This window comes from Pseudoalteromonas sp. 19-MNA-CIBAN-0066 (assembly GCF_040308705.1).
GTDB lineage: Bacteria > Pseudomonadota > Gammaproteobacteria > Enterobacterales > Alteromonadaceae > Pseudoalteromonas > Pseudoalteromonas nigrifaciens.
Genome location: NZ_JBEONZ010000008.1, coordinates 18,020 through 36,710 on the forward strand (window position 1 = coordinate 18,020; position 18,691 = coordinate 36,710).

At 41.6% G+C, this 18,691-nt stretch carries 23 protein-coding genes; 15 read left to right on the forward strand and 8 right to left on the reverse strand.

Going from position 1 to position 18,691, the window contains the following annotated elements:
- Window positions 1-318: 318 nt before the first annotated feature.
- The 15 genes from rpsJ (at window position 319) to AAEZ18_RS07020 (ending at window position 10,690) form a co-directional block, all read left to right on the forward strand.
- On the forward strand, window positions 319-630 hold the full coding sequence (gene rpsJ, locus AAEZ18_RS06950) for a 30S ribosomal protein S10 (protein WP_002957900.1): 312 nt from the start codon (window positions 319-321) through the stop codon (window positions 628-630).
- Between the two features lie 27 nt (window positions 631-657).
- Entirely contained in the window at window positions 658-1,293 is a 636-nt protein-coding gene (gene rplC, locus AAEZ18_RS06955) for a 50S ribosomal protein L3 (protein WP_011326865.1), read from the forward strand.
- Between the two features lie 17 nt (window positions 1,294-1,310).
- Complete coding sequence (gene rplD, locus AAEZ18_RS06960; protein ID WP_002957897.1) at window positions 1,311-1,916, forward strand: 50S ribosomal protein L4; 606 nt, start codon at window positions 1,311-1,313, stop codon at window positions 1,914-1,916.
- Window positions 1,913-2,215 carry a 50S ribosomal protein L23 gene (rplW, locus tag AAEZ18_RS06965; RefSeq protein ID WP_011326866.1) on the forward strand — a complete coding sequence of 101 codons (303 nt, stop codon included), beginning with the start codon at window positions 1,913-1,915 and terminating at the stop codon, window positions 2,213-2,215. The genes rplD and rplW overlap by 4 nt, the downstream gene beginning before the upstream one ends.
- 15 nt (window positions 2,216-2,230) lie before the next feature.
- Entirely contained in the window at window positions 2,231-3,055 is an 825-nt protein-coding gene (gene rplB, locus AAEZ18_RS06970; RefSeq protein ID WP_011326867.1) for a 50S ribosomal protein L2, read from the forward strand.
- A 16-nt stretch (window positions 3,056-3,071) separates the two neighbouring features.
- The gene (gene rpsS / locus AAEZ18_RS06975; protein WP_010376377.1) at window positions 3,072-3,350 is read left to right on the forward strand and encodes a 30S ribosomal protein S19; all 279 of its coding nucleotides are present in this window, start codon (window positions 3,072-3,074) and stop codon (window positions 3,348-3,350) included.
- Window positions 3,351-3,363: 13 nt separating this feature from the next.
- Window positions 3,364-3,696 carry a 50S ribosomal protein L22 gene (gene rplV, locus AAEZ18_RS06980; RefSeq protein ID WP_002957892.1) on the forward strand — a complete coding sequence of 111 codons (333 nt, stop codon included), beginning with the start codon at window positions 3,364-3,366 and terminating at the stop codon, window positions 3,694-3,696.
- Between the two features lie 12 nt (window positions 3,697-3,708).
- Window positions 3,709-4,410: a 30S ribosomal protein S3 gene (rpsC, locus tag AAEZ18_RS06985; protein ID WP_011326869.1), complete on the forward strand. Its 702-nt coding sequence runs from the start codon at window positions 3,709-3,711 to the stop codon at window positions 4,408-4,410.
- Between the two features lie 12 nt (window positions 4,411-4,422).
- Window positions 4,423-4,836, forward strand: a complete 414-nt coding sequence (rplP, locus tag AAEZ18_RS06990) for a 50S ribosomal protein L16 (protein ID WP_011326870.1) — start codon at window positions 4,423-4,425, stop codon at window positions 4,834-4,836.
- Window positions 4,836-5,027 carry a 50S ribosomal protein L29 gene (gene rpmC / locus AAEZ18_RS06995; RefSeq protein WP_011326871.1) on the forward strand — a complete coding sequence of 64 codons (192 nt, stop codon included), beginning with the start codon at window positions 4,836-4,838 and terminating at the stop codon, window positions 5,025-5,027. Before rplP ends, rpmC begins: the two co-directional genes overlap by 1 nt.
- Window positions 5,027-5,284, forward strand: coding sequence for a 30S ribosomal protein S17 (gene rpsQ, locus AAEZ18_RS07000; RefSeq protein ID WP_011326872.1), 258 nt, complete (start codon window positions 5,027-5,029; stop codon window positions 5,282-5,284). Before rpmC ends, rpsQ begins: the two co-directional genes overlap by 1 nt.
- Window positions 5,285-5,705: 421 nt before the next feature.
- Window positions 5,706-7,520: an assimilatory sulfite reductase (NADPH) flavoprotein subunit gene (locus AAEZ18_RS07005; RefSeq protein WP_350594294.1), complete on the forward strand. Its 1,815-nt coding sequence runs from the start codon at window positions 5,706-5,708 to the stop codon at window positions 7,518-7,520.
- Window positions 7,521-7,568: 48 nt separating this feature from the next.
- Complete coding sequence (gene cysI, locus AAEZ18_RS07010; RefSeq protein ID WP_350594296.1) at window positions 7,569-9,266, forward strand: assimilatory sulfite reductase (NADPH) hemoprotein subunit; 1,698 nt, start codon at window positions 7,569-7,571, stop codon at window positions 9,264-9,266.
- A gap of 43 nt (window positions 9,267-9,309) precedes the next feature.
- Window positions 9,310-10,050 carry a phosphoadenylyl-sulfate reductase gene (locus tag AAEZ18_RS07015; RefSeq protein WP_350594298.1) on the forward strand — a complete coding sequence of 247 codons (741 nt, stop codon included), beginning with the start codon at window positions 9,310-9,312 and terminating at the stop codon, window positions 10,048-10,050.
- Between the two features lie 136 nt (window positions 10,051-10,186).
- Entirely contained in the window at window positions 10,187-10,690 is a 504-nt protein-coding gene (locus AAEZ18_RS07020; protein ID WP_011326876.1) for a DUF4124 domain-containing protein, read from the forward strand.
- Between the two features lie 21 nt (window positions 10,691-10,711).
- On the opposite strand, the gene AAEZ18_RS07025 is transcribed toward AAEZ18_RS07020, so the two are convergent.
- The 8 genes from AAEZ18_RS07025 to AAEZ18_RS07060 all read right to left on the reverse strand — a co-directional run bounded on the left by AAEZ18_RS07025 (window position 10,712) and on the right by AAEZ18_RS07060 (window position 18,614).
- Window positions 10,712-10,963, reverse strand: a complete 252-nt coding sequence (locus AAEZ18_RS07025; protein WP_011326877.1) for a hypothetical protein — start codon at window positions 10,961-10,963, stop codon at window positions 10,712-10,714.
- Between the two features lie 141 nt (window positions 10,964-11,104).
- Window positions 11,105-13,849: an aconitate hydratase AcnA gene (gene acnA, locus AAEZ18_RS07030; RefSeq protein ID WP_339684098.1), complete on the reverse strand. Its 2,745-nt coding sequence runs from the start codon at window positions 13,847-13,849 to the stop codon at window positions 11,105-11,107.
- A 186-nt stretch (window positions 13,850-14,035) separates the two neighbouring features.
- Complete coding sequence (locus AAEZ18_RS07035; protein WP_350594300.1) at window positions 14,036-14,470, reverse strand: hypothetical protein; 435 nt, start codon at window positions 14,468-14,470, stop codon at window positions 14,036-14,038.
- A gap of 106 nt (window positions 14,471-14,576) precedes the next feature.
- A complete protein-coding gene (locus AAEZ18_RS07040; RefSeq protein ID WP_011326880.1) occupies window positions 14,577-14,960 on the reverse strand; it encodes an RNA-binding S4 domain-containing protein in 384 nt (127 codons plus the stop codon).
- A gap of 79 nt (window positions 14,961-15,039) precedes the next feature.
- A complete protein-coding gene (locus AAEZ18_RS07045; protein ID WP_011326881.1) occupies window positions 15,040-15,498 on the reverse strand; it encodes a Crp/Fnr family transcriptional regulator in 459 nt (152 codons plus the stop codon).
- 30 nt (window positions 15,499-15,528) lie between these two features.
- The gene (ntrC, locus tag AAEZ18_RS07050; RefSeq protein WP_011326882.1) at window positions 15,529-16,914 is read right to left on the reverse strand and encodes a nitrogen regulation protein NR(I); all 1,386 of its coding nucleotides are present in this window, start codon (window positions 16,912-16,914) and stop codon (window positions 15,529-15,531) included.
- A gap of 15 nt (window positions 16,915-16,929) precedes the next feature.
- A complete protein-coding gene (gene glnL / locus AAEZ18_RS07055; RefSeq protein ID WP_011326883.1) occupies window positions 16,930-18,000 on the reverse strand; it encodes a nitrogen regulation protein NR(II) in 1,071 nt (356 codons plus the stop codon).
- A gap of 92 nt (window positions 18,001-18,092) precedes the next feature.
- Window positions 18,093-18,614 (reverse strand): DUF4124 domain-containing protein, encoded by a 522-nt coding sequence (locus tag AAEZ18_RS07060; protein WP_350550545.1) that lies wholly within the window; start codon window positions 18,612-18,614, stop codon window positions 18,093-18,095.
- Window positions 18,615-18,691: the final 77 nt, after the last annotated feature.

The window sequence follows — 18,691 nt, forward strand, 5'->3', positions numbered from 1 at the left end:
TTATGGCTTAATATATATGCATTACACTTGATTGTAGCTGCTCTATAATAGGTTGCAGTATATTTGAGCAACCAGCAGGCTGTAATTATTTACTAATTAGCTGTTGCATTTATCACCAATGTAATTATAATACGCAGGCTTTCAAAATTCCCAAGGGAACTTGGAAGGATAAATTAAGCTAGGATTTCTAGCTAATAAACAGGAGTTCCGATTTGGAACTCAACGTAGATATAATCTAACAACCGACATCTTAATATTTAAGATTGTTTCGGTCGTTTTTTTATGCTCTTTTAAATGCTCTTTATATTGAGGTTAAGAATGTCAAATCAACGCATTCGTATTCGCCTAAAAGCTTTTGACCACCGTTTGATTGACCAATCAACGGCGGAAATCGTGGAAACTGCGAAACGCACTGGCGCACAAGTACGTGGACCAATTCCACTACCTACACGCTTTGAACGTTTTACTGTACTAACATCACCGCACGTTAATAAAGACGCGCGTGATCAGTACGAGATCCGCACCCATAAACGTCTGATCGACATCGTTGAACCAACTGACAAGACTGTTGACGCTCTTATGCGTTTAGATCTTGCTGCTGGTGTAGATGTTCAAATCAGCCTGGGTTAATCGGAAGATTAGAGAGGTTTTAGGAAAATGGCATTAGGTCTAGTCGGTCGTAAAGTGGGTATGACACGAATCTTCACTGAAGATGGTGTATCTATCCCTGTGACAGTTATTGAAGCGACACCTAACCGCATTGCTCAGATTAAATCTGAAGCAACAGACGGTTATAACGCGCTTCAAGTAACCGCAGGCACTAAAAAAGCAAGTCGTGTAAACAAAGCTTCAGCGGGTCATTTCGCTAAAGCTGGTGTTGAAGCGGGTCGCGGTCTGTGGGAATTCCGCCTAAATGGTGGTGAAGGCGATTTTGAAGTAGGCGCTGAGCTTACTGTTGAATTATTCAACGAAATCAACAAGGTTGACGTAACCGGTACTTCTAAAGGTAAAGGTTTCCAAGGTGGTGTTAAGCGCTGGAATTTCAGCATGCAAGACGCTACACATGGTAACTCTCTATCTCACCGTGCTCCTGGTTCAATCGGTCAAAACCAATCACCTGGTAAGGTGTTTAAAGGTAAGAAAATGGCCGGTCATATGGGTGCTGAGCGTGTAACGACTCAAAACTTAGAACTAGTTCGCGTTGACGCTGAGCGTAATTTGCTTTTAGTTAAAGGTGCAGTACCTGGCGCTATCGGCGGTGACGTTATCGTTAAACCAGCTGTTAAAGCATAAGTCCTGGAGATTTAGTGATGGAATTAGCAATTAAAGACGCTTCTGGCGGTCTTGAAGTTTCTGAAGCTACTTTTGGACGTGAGTTTAACGAAGCATTAGTACATCAAGTAGTTGTTGCATACGCAGCAGGTGCTCGTCAAGGTACTCGTGCTCAGAAGACACGTTCTGAAGTAAGCGGTGGTGGTAAAAAGCCATGGGCTCAAAAAGGTACTGGCCGAGCACGTGCTGGTACGATTCGTAGCCCAATTTGGCGTTCAGGTGGCGTTAGCTTTGCAGCTAAACCACAGGATCATAGCCAAAAAGTAAACCGTAAAATGTACCGCGGTGCGATTAAAAGCATCTTATCTGAATTAGTTCGTCAAGAGCGTTTAATCGTTGTTGAAAGTTTTGCTCTAGCAGCACCAAAAACTAAAGAACTAGTTGCTAAGCTTAAAGAACTTGAGCTTAAAGATGTTCTTATCGTGACTGAAGAAGTAGATGAAAATCTTTTCTTATCGGCACGTAACCTTTATAAGGTTGACACGCGTGATGTAGCTGGTATCGATCCTGTAAGCTTAATTGCTTTCGACAAGGTACTTATTACAGCCGCTGCTGTTAAGCAACTTGAGGAGGCGCTAGCATGATTCGCGAAGAACGTCTTTTAAAAGTGATCGTTGCTCCACATATCTCTGAAAAAAGCACTATTGCTGCTGAAGAAAACAATACTATTGTTTTTAAAGTAGCAAAAGATTCAACTAAAGCTGAAGTTAAAGCAGCAGTTGAGAAGCTTTTTGAAGTAGAAGTAACGGGTGTTCGCACACTTAACGTTAAGGGTAAAACAAAACGTACTGGCGCACGTTTCGGTCGTCGTAACGACTGGAAAAAAGCTTACGTTACTCTTAAAGAAGGTAGCGAGCTAGACTTTGTCGGCGGCGCCGAGTAATAAGGGGATAGAATTATGGCACTTCAAAAGTGTAAGCCTACTTCTGCGGGCCGTCGTCACTTAGTTAAAGTGGTTAACTCTGATTTACATAAGGGTAAGCCGTACGCACCACTATTAGAGAAAAACTCTAAATCAGGTGGTCGTAATAACAATGGTCGTATTACGGTTCGTCATATCGGTGGTGGTCATAAGCAACATTACCGTTTAATCGATTTTAAACGTACTAAAGATGGCATTCCAGCCACTGTTGAACGTTTAGAATACGATCCAAATCGTAGCGCAAACATCGCTCTTGTATTATATGCAGACGGTGAGCGTCGTTACATTATCGCACCAAAAGGCTTAAAAGCTGGCGATGCAATCCAGTCTGGTGTTGATGCACCAATCAAACCTGGTAATGCATTACCAATGCGTAATATGCCTGTAGGTTCGACTGTTCACAACGTAGAATTAAAACCAGGTAAAGGTGCTCAAATCGCACGTTCTGCTGGTGCATACGTTCAAATCCTTGCTCGTGATGGTCAGTATGTAACATTACGTCTTCGTTCAGGCGAAGTACGTAAAGTTGAAGCTGATTGTCGTGCGACTCTAGGTGAAGTAGGCAATGCTGAGCATATGCTTCGTTCACTTGGTAAAGCAGGTGCAAATCGCTGGCGTGGTATCCGTCCGACAGTTCGTGGTGTTGCCATGAACCCGGTAGATCACCCACACGGTGGTGGTGAAGGTCGTACATCTGGTGGTCGTCATCCTGTGTCTCCATGGGGTAAGCCGACTAAAGGTGCTAAGACACGTAAGAACAAGCGTACTGATAAGTTTATCGTACGTCGTCGTACTAAATAATAGTTGAGGAATAGCCATGCCACGTTCTCTCAAGAAGGGTCCTTTTATAGACCTACACTTGCTGAAGAAGGTAGAGAAAGCGTTGGAAAGCGGAGACAAGAAGCCAATTAAAACTTGGAGCCGTCGTTCAATGATCATACCTAACATGATCGGATTGACCATCGCTGTCCATAATGGTCGTCAGCACGTTCCTGTGTTTATCACAGACGAAATGATCGGTCACAAACTAGGTGAATTTGCACCAACTCGCACTTACCGTGGCCATGCTGCGGATAAGAAAGCGAAGAAACGATAAGAGGGGAAGATAAATGCAAGCATTAGCTAAACATAAATTCGCCTCTGGTTCGGCGCAAAAAGCACGTCTAGTTGCAGATCAGATCCGCGGACTACCGGTTGATCGCGCACTAGAAATCCTGGCGTACAGCCCGAAAAAAGCGGCTGTATTAGTAAAGAAAGTACTTGAGTCTGCTATTGCTAACGCAGAGCATAACGAAGGTGCTGACATTGATGAGCTTCGTATAACAACGATCTTTGTGGACGATGGTCCTACAATGAAACGTATTATGCCACGTGCTAAAGGACGCGCAGACCGCATCCTTAAGCGTACAAGCCATATCACTGTTATGGTTTCAGATAGCTAGGAGATATAAGTAATGGGACAAAAAGTTCATCCTACTGGTATTCGCCTAGGTATATCTAAACCTTGGGTTTCTACCTGGTACGCGAGTTCAAAAGATTTCTCTGCACAGCTTTTTGGCGATCACAAAGTACGTACATTCCTTACAAAGGAATTGAAAACGGCTTCTGTGTCTAAAATCGTTATTGAGCGTCCAGCAAAATCAATCCGCGTAACAATCCACACGGCTCGTCCGGGTGTTGTTATCGGTAAAAAAGGCGAAGACGTAGAAAAATTACGTCAAGCGGTAACTAAAATCGCTGGTGTACCTGCTCAGATTAATATTTCTGAAGTACGTAAACCAGAACTAGATGCACAACTAGTAGCAGACGGCATTGCCTCTCAACTAGAGCGTCGTGTTATGTTCCGTCGCGCTATGAAGCGTTCGGTACAAAATGCAATGCGCATCGGTTCTAAAGGGATTAAAGTTGAAGTTAGCGGTCGTCTTGGCGGCGCAGAAATCGCACGTACAGAGTGGTATCGTGAAGGTCGTGTACCTCTACATACTCTTCGTGCTGATATCGACTACGCAACTTCTGAGGCCTTAACCACTTATGGTATCATTGGTGTTAAAGTTTGGATCTTCAAAGGCGAAGTTATTGGTGGTTTACCACTAGTACAAGAGCAAGAGAAGCCAGCTAAACGCGCACCAAAGAAAGCCAAAAAAAGTGCTAAGTAGAGGTAGCGAGTAATGTTACAGCCAAAACGTACAAAATTCCGTAAAACGCACAAAGGTCGCAACCGTGGTCTAGCGCAAAACGGTAACAAAGTAAGCTTCGGTACTTTCGGTTTGAAAGCTACTGGCCGTGGCCGCATGACTGCTCGTCAAATCGAAGCAGCTCGTCGTGCCATGACGCGTCACGTGAAACGTCAAGGTAAAATCTGGATCCGTGTTTTCCCAGACAAGCCAATCACGAACAAACCGCTTGAAGTTCGTATGGGTAAAGGTAAAGGTTCTGTTGAGTATTGGGTTGCTGAAATTCAGCCTGGTAAAGTACTTTACGAAATGGAAGGTGTTTCAGAAGAGCTTGCTCGTGAAGCGTTTGACCTTGCTGCTCGTAAATTGCCATTCAAAACAACTTTCGTAACTCGGACGGTAATGTGATGAAAGCTAGCGAACTAAAAGATAAAAGCGTAGAAGAGCTTAATACTGAACTTCTAGGACTTCTTCGTGAGCAATTTAATATGCGCATGCAAGCAAGCACTGGTCAGTTAGCTCAGACACACACGCTAAGAACAGTACGCCGCGATATCGCGCGTGTAAAAACAGTTATTAACCAGAAGGCAGGTCAATAATGAGCGATAAAATTCGTACTCTTCAAGGCCGTGTAATTAGCGACAAGATGGAAAAATCTTTCACTATTGCTATCGCACGTTATGTGAAGCACCCAATTTATGGGAAATTCATTCGACGCACGACTAAGCTACACGTACATGACGAAAATAATGAAGTTCAGGCTGGTGACGTAGTTACTATCCGTGAATGTGCTCCAATTTCTAAGAGTAAATCTTGGACATTCGTAGCAGTTATTGAACGTCCAAAACAAGCTTAATTTTTAATTAAGTCTGTTTTATAAAAAGCCCCGGCATTTATTTGCTGGGGCTTTTTGTTTTTACGAAGCTGCGAGTTTGAGCTGCAAGCAATCAGCAACTCAGAGTTAATTTAGCGCTCTTTTATGGTTGTGGTATTTATACATAACAACAATATTTATCTACTCAATAAAGCTCAGGCACAAATAGCCCCTTTTATCCTTCGAAAACCCATTCCTTAATCTGTTTTTAACTATATTTACTGAAGTTAATAACTAAATAGAATATCAAAGTTGATTCTGTTCTTTTTTTAACTCTGCATTGCCCGCTATCCTACAAGCTCAGTAAACCTCAACAGATAGTCTCTGGGTGAGGTAAAACTCATTTTGAACGACGTATAACAGTACGTTGTGTTTAACTTTTAGGGTTACGGGGAATTGATTCATGTTGCTAGGTCAACTAAACGCTGCGGCAAGTCCGCTATCGCAAGAGCAAGTACAAAAGCTGCAAGGTTTAGTGGCTGAGCTTAATCCAATTCAACAAGCATGGGTTAGCGGCTATCTTGCTGCAAATGCTAATACGGCGGCCTTAGGCGGTGCAGTGGGCGCAGCTCCAAATGCTGGTGAGGCAGTTGCATTAACTATTTTATATGGCTCGCAAACAGGTAATGCAAAAGGTGTAGCTGCTAAGTTAAAAGCACAAGCAGAGTCACGCGGTTTAGCCGTAAAGCTAGTGAGCATGGCCGATTACAAACCAACTGCACTAAAAAAAGAAAAGTTTATAACTGTGGTTGTTGCAACTTACGGCGAAGGTGAACCACCAGAAGATGCAGAGGCTTTACACGAATTTTTAACCACTAAAAAAGCGCCTAAGTTAGATGGGGTGAAGGTAGCCGTGATTGGCTTGGGGGATTCGAGCTATGAATTCTTTTGCCAAACAGCAAAAGACTTTGAGCAGCGGTTAAATACACTCGGCGCAGAAACAATTTATCAACGCGCCGATTTAGATGTAGATTACGAAGACGAAGCGACAACTTGGATCACTGGCGCATTGGATGCCTTTGAACCGGATTTAAAAGCACAGCAAGGTAGTTCAGGTGGTCAAGTTATTGCAATGCCGTTTGCTGGGTCAACTACTGTGGCAAGTCAATATACTAAACAAAACCCGTTTGCCGCAGAACTAGGTTTAGTGCAAAAAATTACAGGTCGCGATTCAACTAAAGATGTCCGCCACGTAGAAATTTCGCTTGAAGGCTCAGACATTAGTTATATACCAGGTGATTCATTAGGTGTGTATTTTTTAAATGACGAAGCCCGTGTTGATGAGTTGCTTACACACACGCAAATTGATGCAGCTAGTTTAGTAAAAGTTGCAGATGAACAGCTAAGTATTCGCGATGCACTGATTGAAAAACTTGAATTAACGCAGTCGTACCCTGGCTTTGTGGAAAAATATGCAATAGCGACAGGCACACCACAACTATTAAAATTGGTTGAAGATAAAGCGGCAATGCATCAATACATTGAGCCGCGCCAAATATTTGATGTAGTTGCACAAAACCCCGCTAAGCTCGACGCGCAAACACTCGTCGATTGCCTGCGTAAATTACAAGCACGTTTATATTCAATTGCCTCTAGCCAAAGCGAGGTTGAAGACGAGGTACATTTAACCGTAGCATTAGTTGAGTTTGATGCCTTTGGTCGTGAGCATTTAGGCGGTTGTTCGGGCTATTTAGCGCGCCGTGCTGAGGAAGGCTGTAAAGTTAAGGTATTTAGTGAGCATAACGATAATTTTCGTTTACCAACGAATGATGAAACACCAATCATTATGGTTGGCCCTGGTACGGGAATAGCACCGTTTCGAGCCTTTTTACAAGAGCGTGATGCGCGTGGCGCATCAGGTAAAAACTGGCTGTTTTTTGGCAATCCACATTTTACTCAAGACTTTTTATACCAAGTTGAAATTCAAGGTTACTTAAAGTCGGGTTTACTAAGCAAAGTAGATGTTGCATTTAGCCGCGATCAAGCCGAAAAAGTGTATGTGCAAGATAAGTTACGTAGTAACAGCAAAGCTATTTTTGAGTGGCTTGAAGCCGGCGCACATTTTTATGTGTGTGGCGACGCTAATCATATGGCAAAAGATGTACACCAAGCATTACTCGAAATTATTAAAGAAAATACCGGTAAGAGCGATGAAGATGCTCAGCAGTATTTAAAAGATTTACGCAGCGCAAACCGCTATCAGAAAGACGTTTACTAAAATTAAATATTTAAAGCAGCCGTCACTGTCACTAATTTAGGATTAAACATGAGCGAACAAGATAAAAACGTAAAGCTTTCTGATAACGAGCGCATGAAACGAGAAAGTAATTTTTTACGTGGCACTATAGCAACAGATTTAAAAGATGAGATCACCGGTGGTTTTACCGCTGATAACTTCCAGTTAATTCGGTTTCACGGTATGTACCAGCAAGATGACCGCGATATTCGTGGTGAGCGCGCTAAGCAAAAGCTTGAACCATTACACAACGTAATGTTACGTGCGCGTATGCCTGGCGGTATTATTAAGCCTGAGCAATGGTTAGCCATAGATAAATTTGCAGAAGAAAAAACCAGCTATGGCAGTATCCGTTTAACTACGCGTCAAACGTTTCAGTTTCATGGTGTATTAAAGCCTAATATTAAAGGCATGCATCAATTACTGGATAGCGTTGGAATTGACTCTATTGCTACCGCAGGCGATGTTAATCGAAATGTGTTGTGTACTACTAATCCGGTTGAGTCAGAGCTGCATCAAGAAGCGTATGAGTGGGCTGCAAAAATTTCAGAGCACCTATTACCAAAAACCAAGGCTTACGCCGAAATTTGGCTTAATGGTGAAAAAGCAGAAACCACAGAAGAGCCAATTTTAGGTTCTAATTACTTACCGCGTAAGTTTAAAACAACGGTAACAATTCCGCCGAATAATGAAGTGGATGTGCACGCCAATGATTTAAACTTTGTAGCTATTGCCGAAAATGGTAAATTAATTGGCTTTAACGTACTTGTCGGTGGTGGCCTTGCCATGACACATGGCGATACAGCAACCTACCCACGTAAAGCAGACGACTTTGGTTTTATTCCACTAGAACATACGTTAAAAATTGCCGAGCATGTGGTGTCGGTACAGCGCGATTGGGGTAATCGTTCAAATCGCAAAAATGCTAAAACAAAATACACATTAGATCGAGTAGGCGTTGATGTATTTAAAGCGGAAGTAGAGAAACGTGCGGGTGTTGAGTTTGCTTCAAGTCGTCCTTATAAATTTACTCACCGAGGCGATCGTATAGGTTGGGTTGAAGGTATAGATGGCAAACATCACTTAACATTATTTATTCAAAGTGGGCGTATTTTAGATTATCCAGACAAACCACTAAAAACAGGCTGTCGTAAAATAGCAGAAGTTCACCAAGGTGACATGCGCATGACGGCAAACCAAAACTTAATTATTGCTGGTGTAGCTGCAAATCAAAAAGCCGTGATTGAAGAAACTGCCCGTAACCATGGTTTAATTGACGATAAAGACACCGAACAACGTAAAAATTCTATGGCGTGTGTGGCACTGCCAACATGCCCATTAGCTATGGCTGAAGCTGAGCGTTATTTACCTAGTTTGGTTGAAAAAATAGAAGCACTGTTAGCCAAGCATGGTGTGCCGAATGACAGTATTATTATGCGCGTTGTGGGTTGCCCCAATGGCTGTGGGCGTGCCATGTTAGCCGAAGCGGGATTGGTTGGGAAAGGTCCGGGTAAATATAATGTGTATCTAGGCGGTAACCTTGAAGGCACACGTATTCCTAAATTATATTTAGAAAATGTGGGTGAAGACGTGTATTTAGCTGCTTTTGATGAATTAATTGGTCAATGGGTTAATGAGCGTAATGACGGTGAATGCTTTGGTGATTTTGTGATCCGCAAAGGCATTGTTGCTGAAGTTAAAGTATCAGTTACCGATTTTCACGCATAATAATAAGCCAGTGCAACACACTGGCTAAGGTTTGGAATTTACCATGAGTGAATTTAAAAACATTTTACAGTTAGATAAACAAAGCCAAACTAGCTTGCTAGCAGACGCCAATGGCATACTGAAAAACATGAGCGCCGAGCAGCGCGTGCAATGGGCACTTGAAAACTTACCTGAGACACATTTTTTATCATCGAGTTTTGGTATTCAAGCGGCCGTAATGTTGCACTTAATAACATCACAACAGCCAGATATTCCGGTGGTATTAACAGATACAGGTTATTTGTTTCCACAAACGTATCAATTTATTGAGCAAATGACGGCACGTTTATCACTCAATTTAAAAGTGTACAAATCAGAGCTTAGCCCTGCTTGGCAAGAAGCTAAATTTGGCAAGTTATGGGAGCAAGGAGAGGCCGGAATTAAGCAGTACAATCAGCTTAATAAAGTTGAGCCGATGACTCGCGCCTTAAAAGAAATTAATGCTGGTACGTGGTTTAGTGGCCTGCGTCGCGACCAAGCATCAAGCCGTGCTGATAAGCAAGTAATTGAAATTAGCCGTGGTACAGTAAAAGTTTACCCAATTATTGAGTGGACAAACCGCGATGTATATCAGTATTTAACTAAGCATAACTTGCCGTACCATCCCCTTTGGGAGGAAGGCTATGTCTCTATGGGAGACATACATACTACACGTAAGCTAGAGCCCGGTATGACCGAAGAGGATACTCGCTTTTTTGGTTTAAACCGAGAGTGTGGTTTGCACATTGATGGTGATGGTATTTAATATTATTGATTATCTCGCTCAATATTTAATAAAACGCAGCCTTGGCTGCGTTTTTTACTTACACAAAAGGATTGCCTGATTGATTGCTTTTTATTAAACTTGGCCGAATAAAGGATTAATTTTAAGCAGGAAGGCTATGAAATACTTTACCTATTTAGCAGTGTCAGTAATGATTATTGCTGTTATTTCTCTATTTTATTTAAAAAAGCCAAACGGAGAAACATGGCTTAGTACATCTGTTGTGATCAACGAATCTCAGCAAATTAAAGATAAAATAATCTCGTTTACCAGCAATACGTTTGAGCAAGCCGTTAGTAGCGTGTCGAACACACCCTCAACAACCCGCAGTAAAATATTTAAGTGGCAAGATCGGCAAGGCCAATGGCATTTTTCAGATACGCCTCACCCTAATGGTAAAAGTGTTGAAGTAAAACTAGACCCTAAAGATATTAACGTGGTGGTTGCCCAAGATACGGCTATTTTATCGGGCAGTTCCAAATCCTCAGCAGTAAATAGCACTTCAGCTACACCTACAGTTTATGATCCAGTATCAATTAAAAAGGTGTTTGATGACGCTGAAAAAGCAAAACAAAAATTAGAGCAACGTACTAAACAATTAAATGATTTAAACGGTTTTTAATTATTCATTATTCATTATTCATTATTTGTGTTTATGGCTATGCGCTTTTAAATAACGCTTTTCTGCTTCCATAAGTAAAATAGTTAAATAAATTTTAGTGGGTAACGATAATAATACGCCAATAGCAATGCAGGCTGCCGCTATAATTATGCCGTTAATACCATGCTGGCGAGTAAAGTAGCTTGATACAATTAACGCATGACCAGTCACAATTAGGCATAACCCAAGTACAATTGATATTTTAAGTAGCCTAATAATTATGATTTGTGACATAGCGCCCTCACTAATAGTCTTACTAGTGTAGGGTGTTTTTAAAGCATTACCTTGATTTATCGCAACTGACGCGCATAAAAAAGCCTAACAAAATTGTTAGGCTATGATTAAATTTTAGGCGTAAGTTTAAGTTGCTATTAGTTAATCGAGCATATTACGAAGTACATACTGTAAAATGCCACCGTGTTTGTAGTAATCCCACTCTTTTGGCGTATCAATACGTACATCGGCACTAAAGCTTACTTTTTTACCTTCACTATTAGTTGCAATAACGCTAACTTCCTTGGTTTTATCAAACAAGCCTTCAATATCAAACTGCTCTTGGCCGGTTAAACCTAGCGACTCATGACTTTCGCCATCTTTAAACTGTAGTGGTAAAACTCCCATACCAATAAGGTTAGAGCGATGAATACGCTCATAGCTTTGTGCTATTACAGCTTTAACACCTAACAGTAGCGAGCCTTTCGCCGCCCAGTCACGAGATGAGCCGGTACCATATTCTTTACCAGCTAAAATAACCAATGGCGTATCGTTCTTTTGATATTCCATGGCGGCATCATAAATACTGGCAAGCTCATCATCAGGTTGCGTGCGGGTAACACCGCCTTCAGTACCAGGTGCAAGGAGGTTTTTAAGTCTAATATTAGCAAATGTACCGCGCATCATTACTTCGTGGTTACCACGACGCGAACCATAAGAGTTAAACTGCGCTTGCCCTACTTTGTTATCTTGTAAATATAACCCTGCTGGTGAGTCTGCTTTAATCGCACCGGCTGGCGAAATATGATCCGTAGTAACCGAGTCACCTAGTTTTGCTAAACAACGTGCGCCGGTAATGGTTGGAATACCCGGAGGCTCAATACTCATACCATCAAAAAAGGGTGCTTTTTTAATATAGGTTGATGCATCATCCCAATCGTAAAGTTTACCATCAGGTATTTGAATTTTTTGCCAACGGCTATCGCCTTCGTATACGTTAGCATAACTTTTTTCGAACATTTCTCTGGTTACCGTTTCCTTAACTAAATCGCTTACTTCTTTAACACTTGGCCAAATGTTTTTAAGGTAAATATCGTTACCGTTAGCATCTTGTGCCAGTGGTTCGTTATATACGTCAATATCGGTTCTGCCCGCAATGGCGTAAGCTACAACAAGCGGAGGAGATGCTAAAAAGTTCATTTTAACATCTTGGTGAATACGCCCTTCAAAGTTACGGTTACCCGATAAAATTGAGCTCACAACCAGTTTGTGCTTTTGAATAGCATCTGAAATTTCAGGAGCCAGCGGGCCTGAGTTACCAATACACGTTGTACAACCATAGCCAACTAAGTTAAAGCCTAGGCTTTCTAAATCGTCCATTAGCCCTGCTTTTTCTAAGTAGTCAGTAACGACCTTAGAGCCAGGAGCAAGTGATGTTTTAACCCAAGGTTTTACATTAATCCCTAATTGCTTGGCTTTTTTAGCAACTAAGCCAGCCGCTAAAATAACACTGGGGTTAGAGGTGTTTGTACAACTAGTGATTGCGGCAATAACACAGGCACCATCTTTTAGTTCGAACTCTTGGCCCTTAAAGTTTACTTTTGCTGCGCCTATAAACGGCGCTTCATTGCTTGATTCGTCAGGATTAGTTGCAGGGCCTTCGCTTTCGATACGTGCTTGCTCTGTATCACTGCTGCTAATTTTTGCTAAACGCTCGTCTTGAAACTCTTTTAAATGCTGACTAATTGCTTCGCCAGCTTTATCAAGTGATATTCTATCCTGTGGGCGTTTAGGGCCAGCAAGGCTTGGTACTACGTCATCTAATATCAGTTCAAGTTTATCAGTGTAATTAGCTTCATCGCCATCGTTACGCCATAAGCCTTGATGCTTAGCATAATCTTCAATAAGTTTAAGCTGTTTCTCATCGCGGTTGGTTAAACGCAGATAGTTAATGGTTTCGTCATCAATCGGGAAAATACCACATGTAGCACCATATTCTGGCGCCATGTTGGCAATTGTTGCTCTATCGGCAAGTGGTAAGTCGGCAAGGCCATCACCATAAAACTCTACAAATTTACCTACGACACCATGGTTACGTAGCATTTCGGTAACGGTAAGTACTAAGTCGGTAGCTGTGGTGCCCTCTGGTAAACGGCCGTTTAATTTAACCCCTACAACCTGAGGTATTAATAAGCTAATAGGTTGGCCAAGCATAGCGGCTTCGGCTTCAATGCCGCCTACGCCCCAGCCAAGTACGCCTAAGCCGTTAATCATAGTGGTGTGCGAATCGGTACCCACTAAGGTGTCTGGGTACGCGTACTTTTGGCCATTACGTTCATCATTAAAAACAACGCGCGCTAAATACTCTAAATTTACTTGGTGCACAATACCGGTTGCTGGAGGGACAACTTTTAAGTTATCGAAGGCAGTTTGGCCCCAACGTAAAAATTCATAACGCTCTTTATTACGGTCATATTCAAGCTTGGCGTTTAAGTCAAACGCACCCTCGTTACCATAGCCATCTACTTGCACAGAGTGGTCAATAACAAGTTCAGCAGGAGAAAGCGGGTTAATTTTTGCAGGATCGCCGCCTAGTTTTTCCATCGCATCGCGCATTGCCGCTAAATCGACAATGGCAGGTACACCGGTAAAGTCTTGCATCACAACACGGGCAGGCGTAAACGCTACTTCAGCAGAGGGCTTAGCTTGAGGGTCCCAATCTAATAGGGCTTGAATGTCTTGTTCTTTAATGTTTTCGCCGTCTTCGTTACGAAGTAGGTTTTCGAGTAGTATTTTTAAAGAAAAAGGTAAGCGTTTGGCTTTGTCGCCAAGGCCTTTAAGAGAGTGAATATGAAACTGCTCACCATTAACGGTAAGTTGCTGCTGGGTTTTGAAACTATTATTCATTATTTGCCCCTTTTGTTATTAGATAAGTGTTGTGTAGAGTGACCTTTTATAGTTTGTGAATTGCAAAGTGTATACCAAGATAAAAAACAGTGTTTAAAGCGTGATTTTTAAACAGCCATTACAATAGAGATGATGCTGAAAGTTTTTAATTCAAGGGAGCCTGCTAGACTTACCCAAAAGATATTTTTAATTTGCATACAACCAGCCTTGCTGTTTGCCTTTAAAGCTAACGCAAAGTAGCAATATGGCAATTACTACCACAAACAGTGGCATAAATACCGCACTAGATCCCATTATTTCAACGCTGTTAATAACAATAAAATTGTAATACTGTTGGATTAAAATAGCCATTAACGACACGGTAAATACGGGCAGTGCAAATGACTTTTTAGCGAGCAATAAAGCACTGCCAAGCGTGCCGCCAAAGACTGCAATAGCAAATGCAATGGTTGACCAAACGGGAATGTTAGAATATGCAGCTTGCTGATCTATAGGCATTTTGCTAATTACTTCAGGTGTCATCAGCATTTGTAGTGCGAAGGCAATAACGCCGCATAAGTTCCACATAAGCGCTACCCATGCGAGTGGTTTTAACCACTTAGGAGGGGGGTGTGCAAGCATTTAATTACCTTACTTTTTTTATAGTTAGTGAGGTAATTAAAGATCAAAAAAGCCAACTATACAAGCTGGCTGGTTTTATAAATAAAAAATCAAAAAAAACTATAATTTAACCGAATGAAATAGGGCGACGACCGGTTTTTTCATCTACTTTAGGTTTTTTAGTACGCTTACGTTTATTTTTTGCAGGCTGACTCGCTGGCTGCGGTGCTGCTTGGCTTGGCTCAGATTGCGGCTGCTCGGCAGGTCGCTCTACCGGTGTTGCATCTTCGGTTAATGCAAGTTGAAAAAGCTCACCATCAAATTCTAGTATGTCGCCACTGTATAGTTTTTTCCGTTTAATTGTACAAATTTCATGGTTAACACCCACATAACCTTCAGCAATTAAGTTTTTTGCTTGGCCGCCGCCTTCTACTAAATTTAGTACTTTTAATAATTTACACAGCTCAATCGGCTCTTCTTCTAATTCAATTTCTATATATTCTTCGTTCATGTTTGCTCTCGGTGGGGTAACGCATTAACGCTAGTATAAAGTGAAGTCACTATTTTTGCATCAAAGTGCGTATACAAATCTAACCATGGTTTTCTATGTGTTCGCTCAACTTGGCAATACGTAAGCTCATACCTTCAATTATTCTATCTTTAATTTTTTCGCGTATTACATTGGGTAAGCGAGTAAGGGCATCAGAGGTAATAGCAAGCACAATTGCATCCGTTTTAGCACGTGCGCTAATGCTGCGTGCGCGGTTATTAATAAAAGCGCCTTCACCAATAAACTCCCCAGGACGTATAGTACCGAGCTCTAATAAATGGTTGTGCTTAAACACTATTAATGCACCGCTAAGTACTATAAATAAGCGCTTATCGTTGTCGTGCTGTTTAAATAAAAATGAATTTTCGCGCACTAAATATAATAAACCAAACGACTCTAAAAGTATTTGGCGCTCGTTAAGGCTAAATTCTTTAAAAAATCCTAAACGGTTGATAATTTCCATCTGTTTAAATAGCGGAATGTTCTCTATTAACTTCATTAATTACCTAAGAGTTTATTACGCGCAAAACTAATTAATGTTGCGCTCTTTTAATTTACGGGTCAATGTATTGCGTCCCCAGCCTATTTTTATAGCGGCTTCTTGTTTGTGGCCTGCGCAATTGGCGAGTGCTGTTTTTATTAAGCGGGTTTCTAGTTGCGCTTGAATATTAGGCCAAATATTTTCCTTACCTTGTTTAAGTTCCTGATTAAGCCATAACTGGAAGGCATCTAACCAATCGCCTTCTTCTTGAGTTAGTGAGGCATTAATAATTTCAGGTGGCAAGTCTTGCTCGCTAACAAGCTCGCCAGGAGCCATAACCGTAAGCCAGCGGCAGGTGTTTTCTAATTGACGTACGTTACCGGGCCAACTGAACAAGCGTAGCTGCTCAATTGCTTTAAGGCTAAGAATTTTACTTTCTACTTGTAGATCTTTAGCGCTTTTATGTAAAAAGTGCAGTGCTAGACGCTCAATGTCTTCGGTACGCTCTCGAAGGGCTGGTAAGCGCAGACGGACTACATTTAAGCGATGAAATAAGTCATCCCTAAACTTGCCTTGTTTTACGAGCTCTTCAAGGTTTTGATGGGTTGCAGCAATAATACGCACATCTACTTTTATGCTTTTATGCCCGCCAACACGGTAAAACTCTCCATCAGATAGTACTCGCAGTAGTCGAGTTTGTACGTCGAGAGGCATATCGCCAATTTCATCTAAAAATAGGGTGCCGCCATTGGCTTGTTCAAAACGGCCTTTTCGCACGCTATCTGCACCAGTAAAAGCCCCTTTTTCATGGCCGAATAATTCTGACTCAACCAGCTCTTTAGGGATTGCGGCCATATTTAGCGCAATAAATTGGTTTTCTTTACGTGGACTATGGTTGTGCAGGGCGCTGGCAACAAGCTCTTTACCCGTTCCTGACTCACCATTAATAAGTACACTCATGCTTGAGGCTGCAAGCTTACCTATGGCCCTAAACACTTCTTGCATGGCAGGTGCTTCGCCAATTATATGTGCGCTTTTAGGGGGCGTGAGTTTACGTTTAACTTTTTTTGTAGAATTAGCTCTATAGGCGCTTTCAACTAGGGCAATCGCCTCGTTTAAATCAAAAGGTTTGGCTAAATATTCAAAAGCCCCTTTTTGAAAGGCATTTACGGCGGAATCGAGATCTGAATGCGCGGTAATAATAATAACCGGTAAGCCGGGCACTTGCTCTGCTATTAGCTCTAGCAGTGCCATGCCGTCCATACCGGGCATTCTTACATCGGAGATCAGCACACTAGGTTGGCTAAATTTTAATGCATTAAGCACACTTTGTGCTTCAGCAAAGCTTTGTACTGTAAAACCTGCGCGAGTAAGCGCTTTTTCTAATACAAAACGAATTGAGGCATCGTCATCTACAAGCCAAACTGTTTTCATGCATACTCCAAGGCGTTAATCTGCAAAAGGCAGATAAATATTAAATTCGGTGTGACCAGGCCAGCTATCGCACTCAATATAACCATTGTGTTGATCAATTAATGTTTGCGCTATAGAAAGCCCCAATCCAGAGCCGCCATCTTTATTAGTGATCATAGGATAAAACAAAGTATCGCGTACACTAATATCAATCCCTGGGCCATTATCGAGCACTTGAATTAACAAGGCTTTTTTGGGTGCCTTACCGGGCCGGCGGTGCTGATAGTTAATTCGGGTTTTAATTTTTATTTCCCCACCATTAACTAATGCCTGCTGGGCATTACGCACAATATTAAGCACCACTTGCTGCACTTTACTTTGGTCAATATAAACATCGGGAATACTCGGATCGTAATCTTTTACCAAGCGAATATTGTCACTATTATCTAGGGTACTTAATTTGATCACCGACTCTAAGGTTTGATGTATATTGCCATAAGACTTTTGCGGTAATTGGTTAGGCCCAAGCAGTCTATCTACTAATTCACGCAATCGGTCGGCTTGCTCAATAATAAGCTCGGCACATTCATTTCTTTCTTGCTGGTCTACCTCGTATTGCAATAACTGCGCCGCTCCGCGAATTCCCCCTAAAGGGTTTTTAATTTCGTGCGCTAAACCTCGAATTAAATTACGTGCGGCTTGGTATTGGTGCATTTGATTTGATGCTTGATCGAATTTAATTTCATCATCGGTTTGCCGACATTCTAATAAAATATAAAGTGCACCTTGGTATTTTATCTGTTTTGAACTGACTGCTAATTTAGCATGGCGAGAATCAACAAATACCACGTCAGCCCTATGCTGGTGGCAATCTACGCCATCAATTAAAGAGTATTGCGCTATGCGTTTTAAATCGATTGAATGGTAGTTAAATAAATCATCAAAAGACTGCCCTAATAAACGCTTAGTGCCTAAACCAAGTAGTTCACTGGTACTGGTATTGGCATAAATAAGCGTAAAGCTTTCGTTTAAAAGCATCACGGCGGTGGTTTGATTTTGCCATATGGCATTGAGTAGCTCAGGGCTAAAGTGTGTGTTATTAAGCATTGTTGCACCATTTTAGTGCGCCTGTGTTTTCAGGCAAGTAATTTAATGAAATTGCACTGCAATTGCTATTTTTAATGTGAATTAGGTGGGAGTTAATTACCTAAGCTTAAGCCTTTTCTATGCATAAAAAATACACTCAATGGGCTTGTCGCAATGACTTGGTTTTGTTTGTTGTACAGCTTAACTTGCAGAGTGTGCTCACCACGCTCTACATCTCTTAAAGCAAAGGTTGAGGTATCACTTGCTGCGCCATAGGCTTTACCATCAAGAAATAGCTGTATTGTAAAGTCGTTTTCAAAGCGGGGGGTAATGCGAGTAGATACATACACAGAGCCGGTGTTTTCACGAATAGTTTTCTGATGCTCAGGCGATGCAATACCAATACTAAATGCAACCGGCTGCGCTTTAGTTTGATTATTTAATATATCAGTATTTGTTGCAGGCATGGTTAAATCTTGGCTGGTGAGTTTTATCTCTTTGGCGCCAATATGGGGGGTATCTGAAAACACCAGTACGCCATTTTTATCTTTCCATGCGTAAATTTTTTTTTCACCAGCGTAACTACAAACACTTAATAATGAAGTAATTAGTAGTAATAAAATCTTGCTACTCACTCTGCAACCCTGCATTTTTAACATTAACTTTACTTTAGTGGAGAAAGTACTAATTTACCATTAAAAAAGCCCGCAAA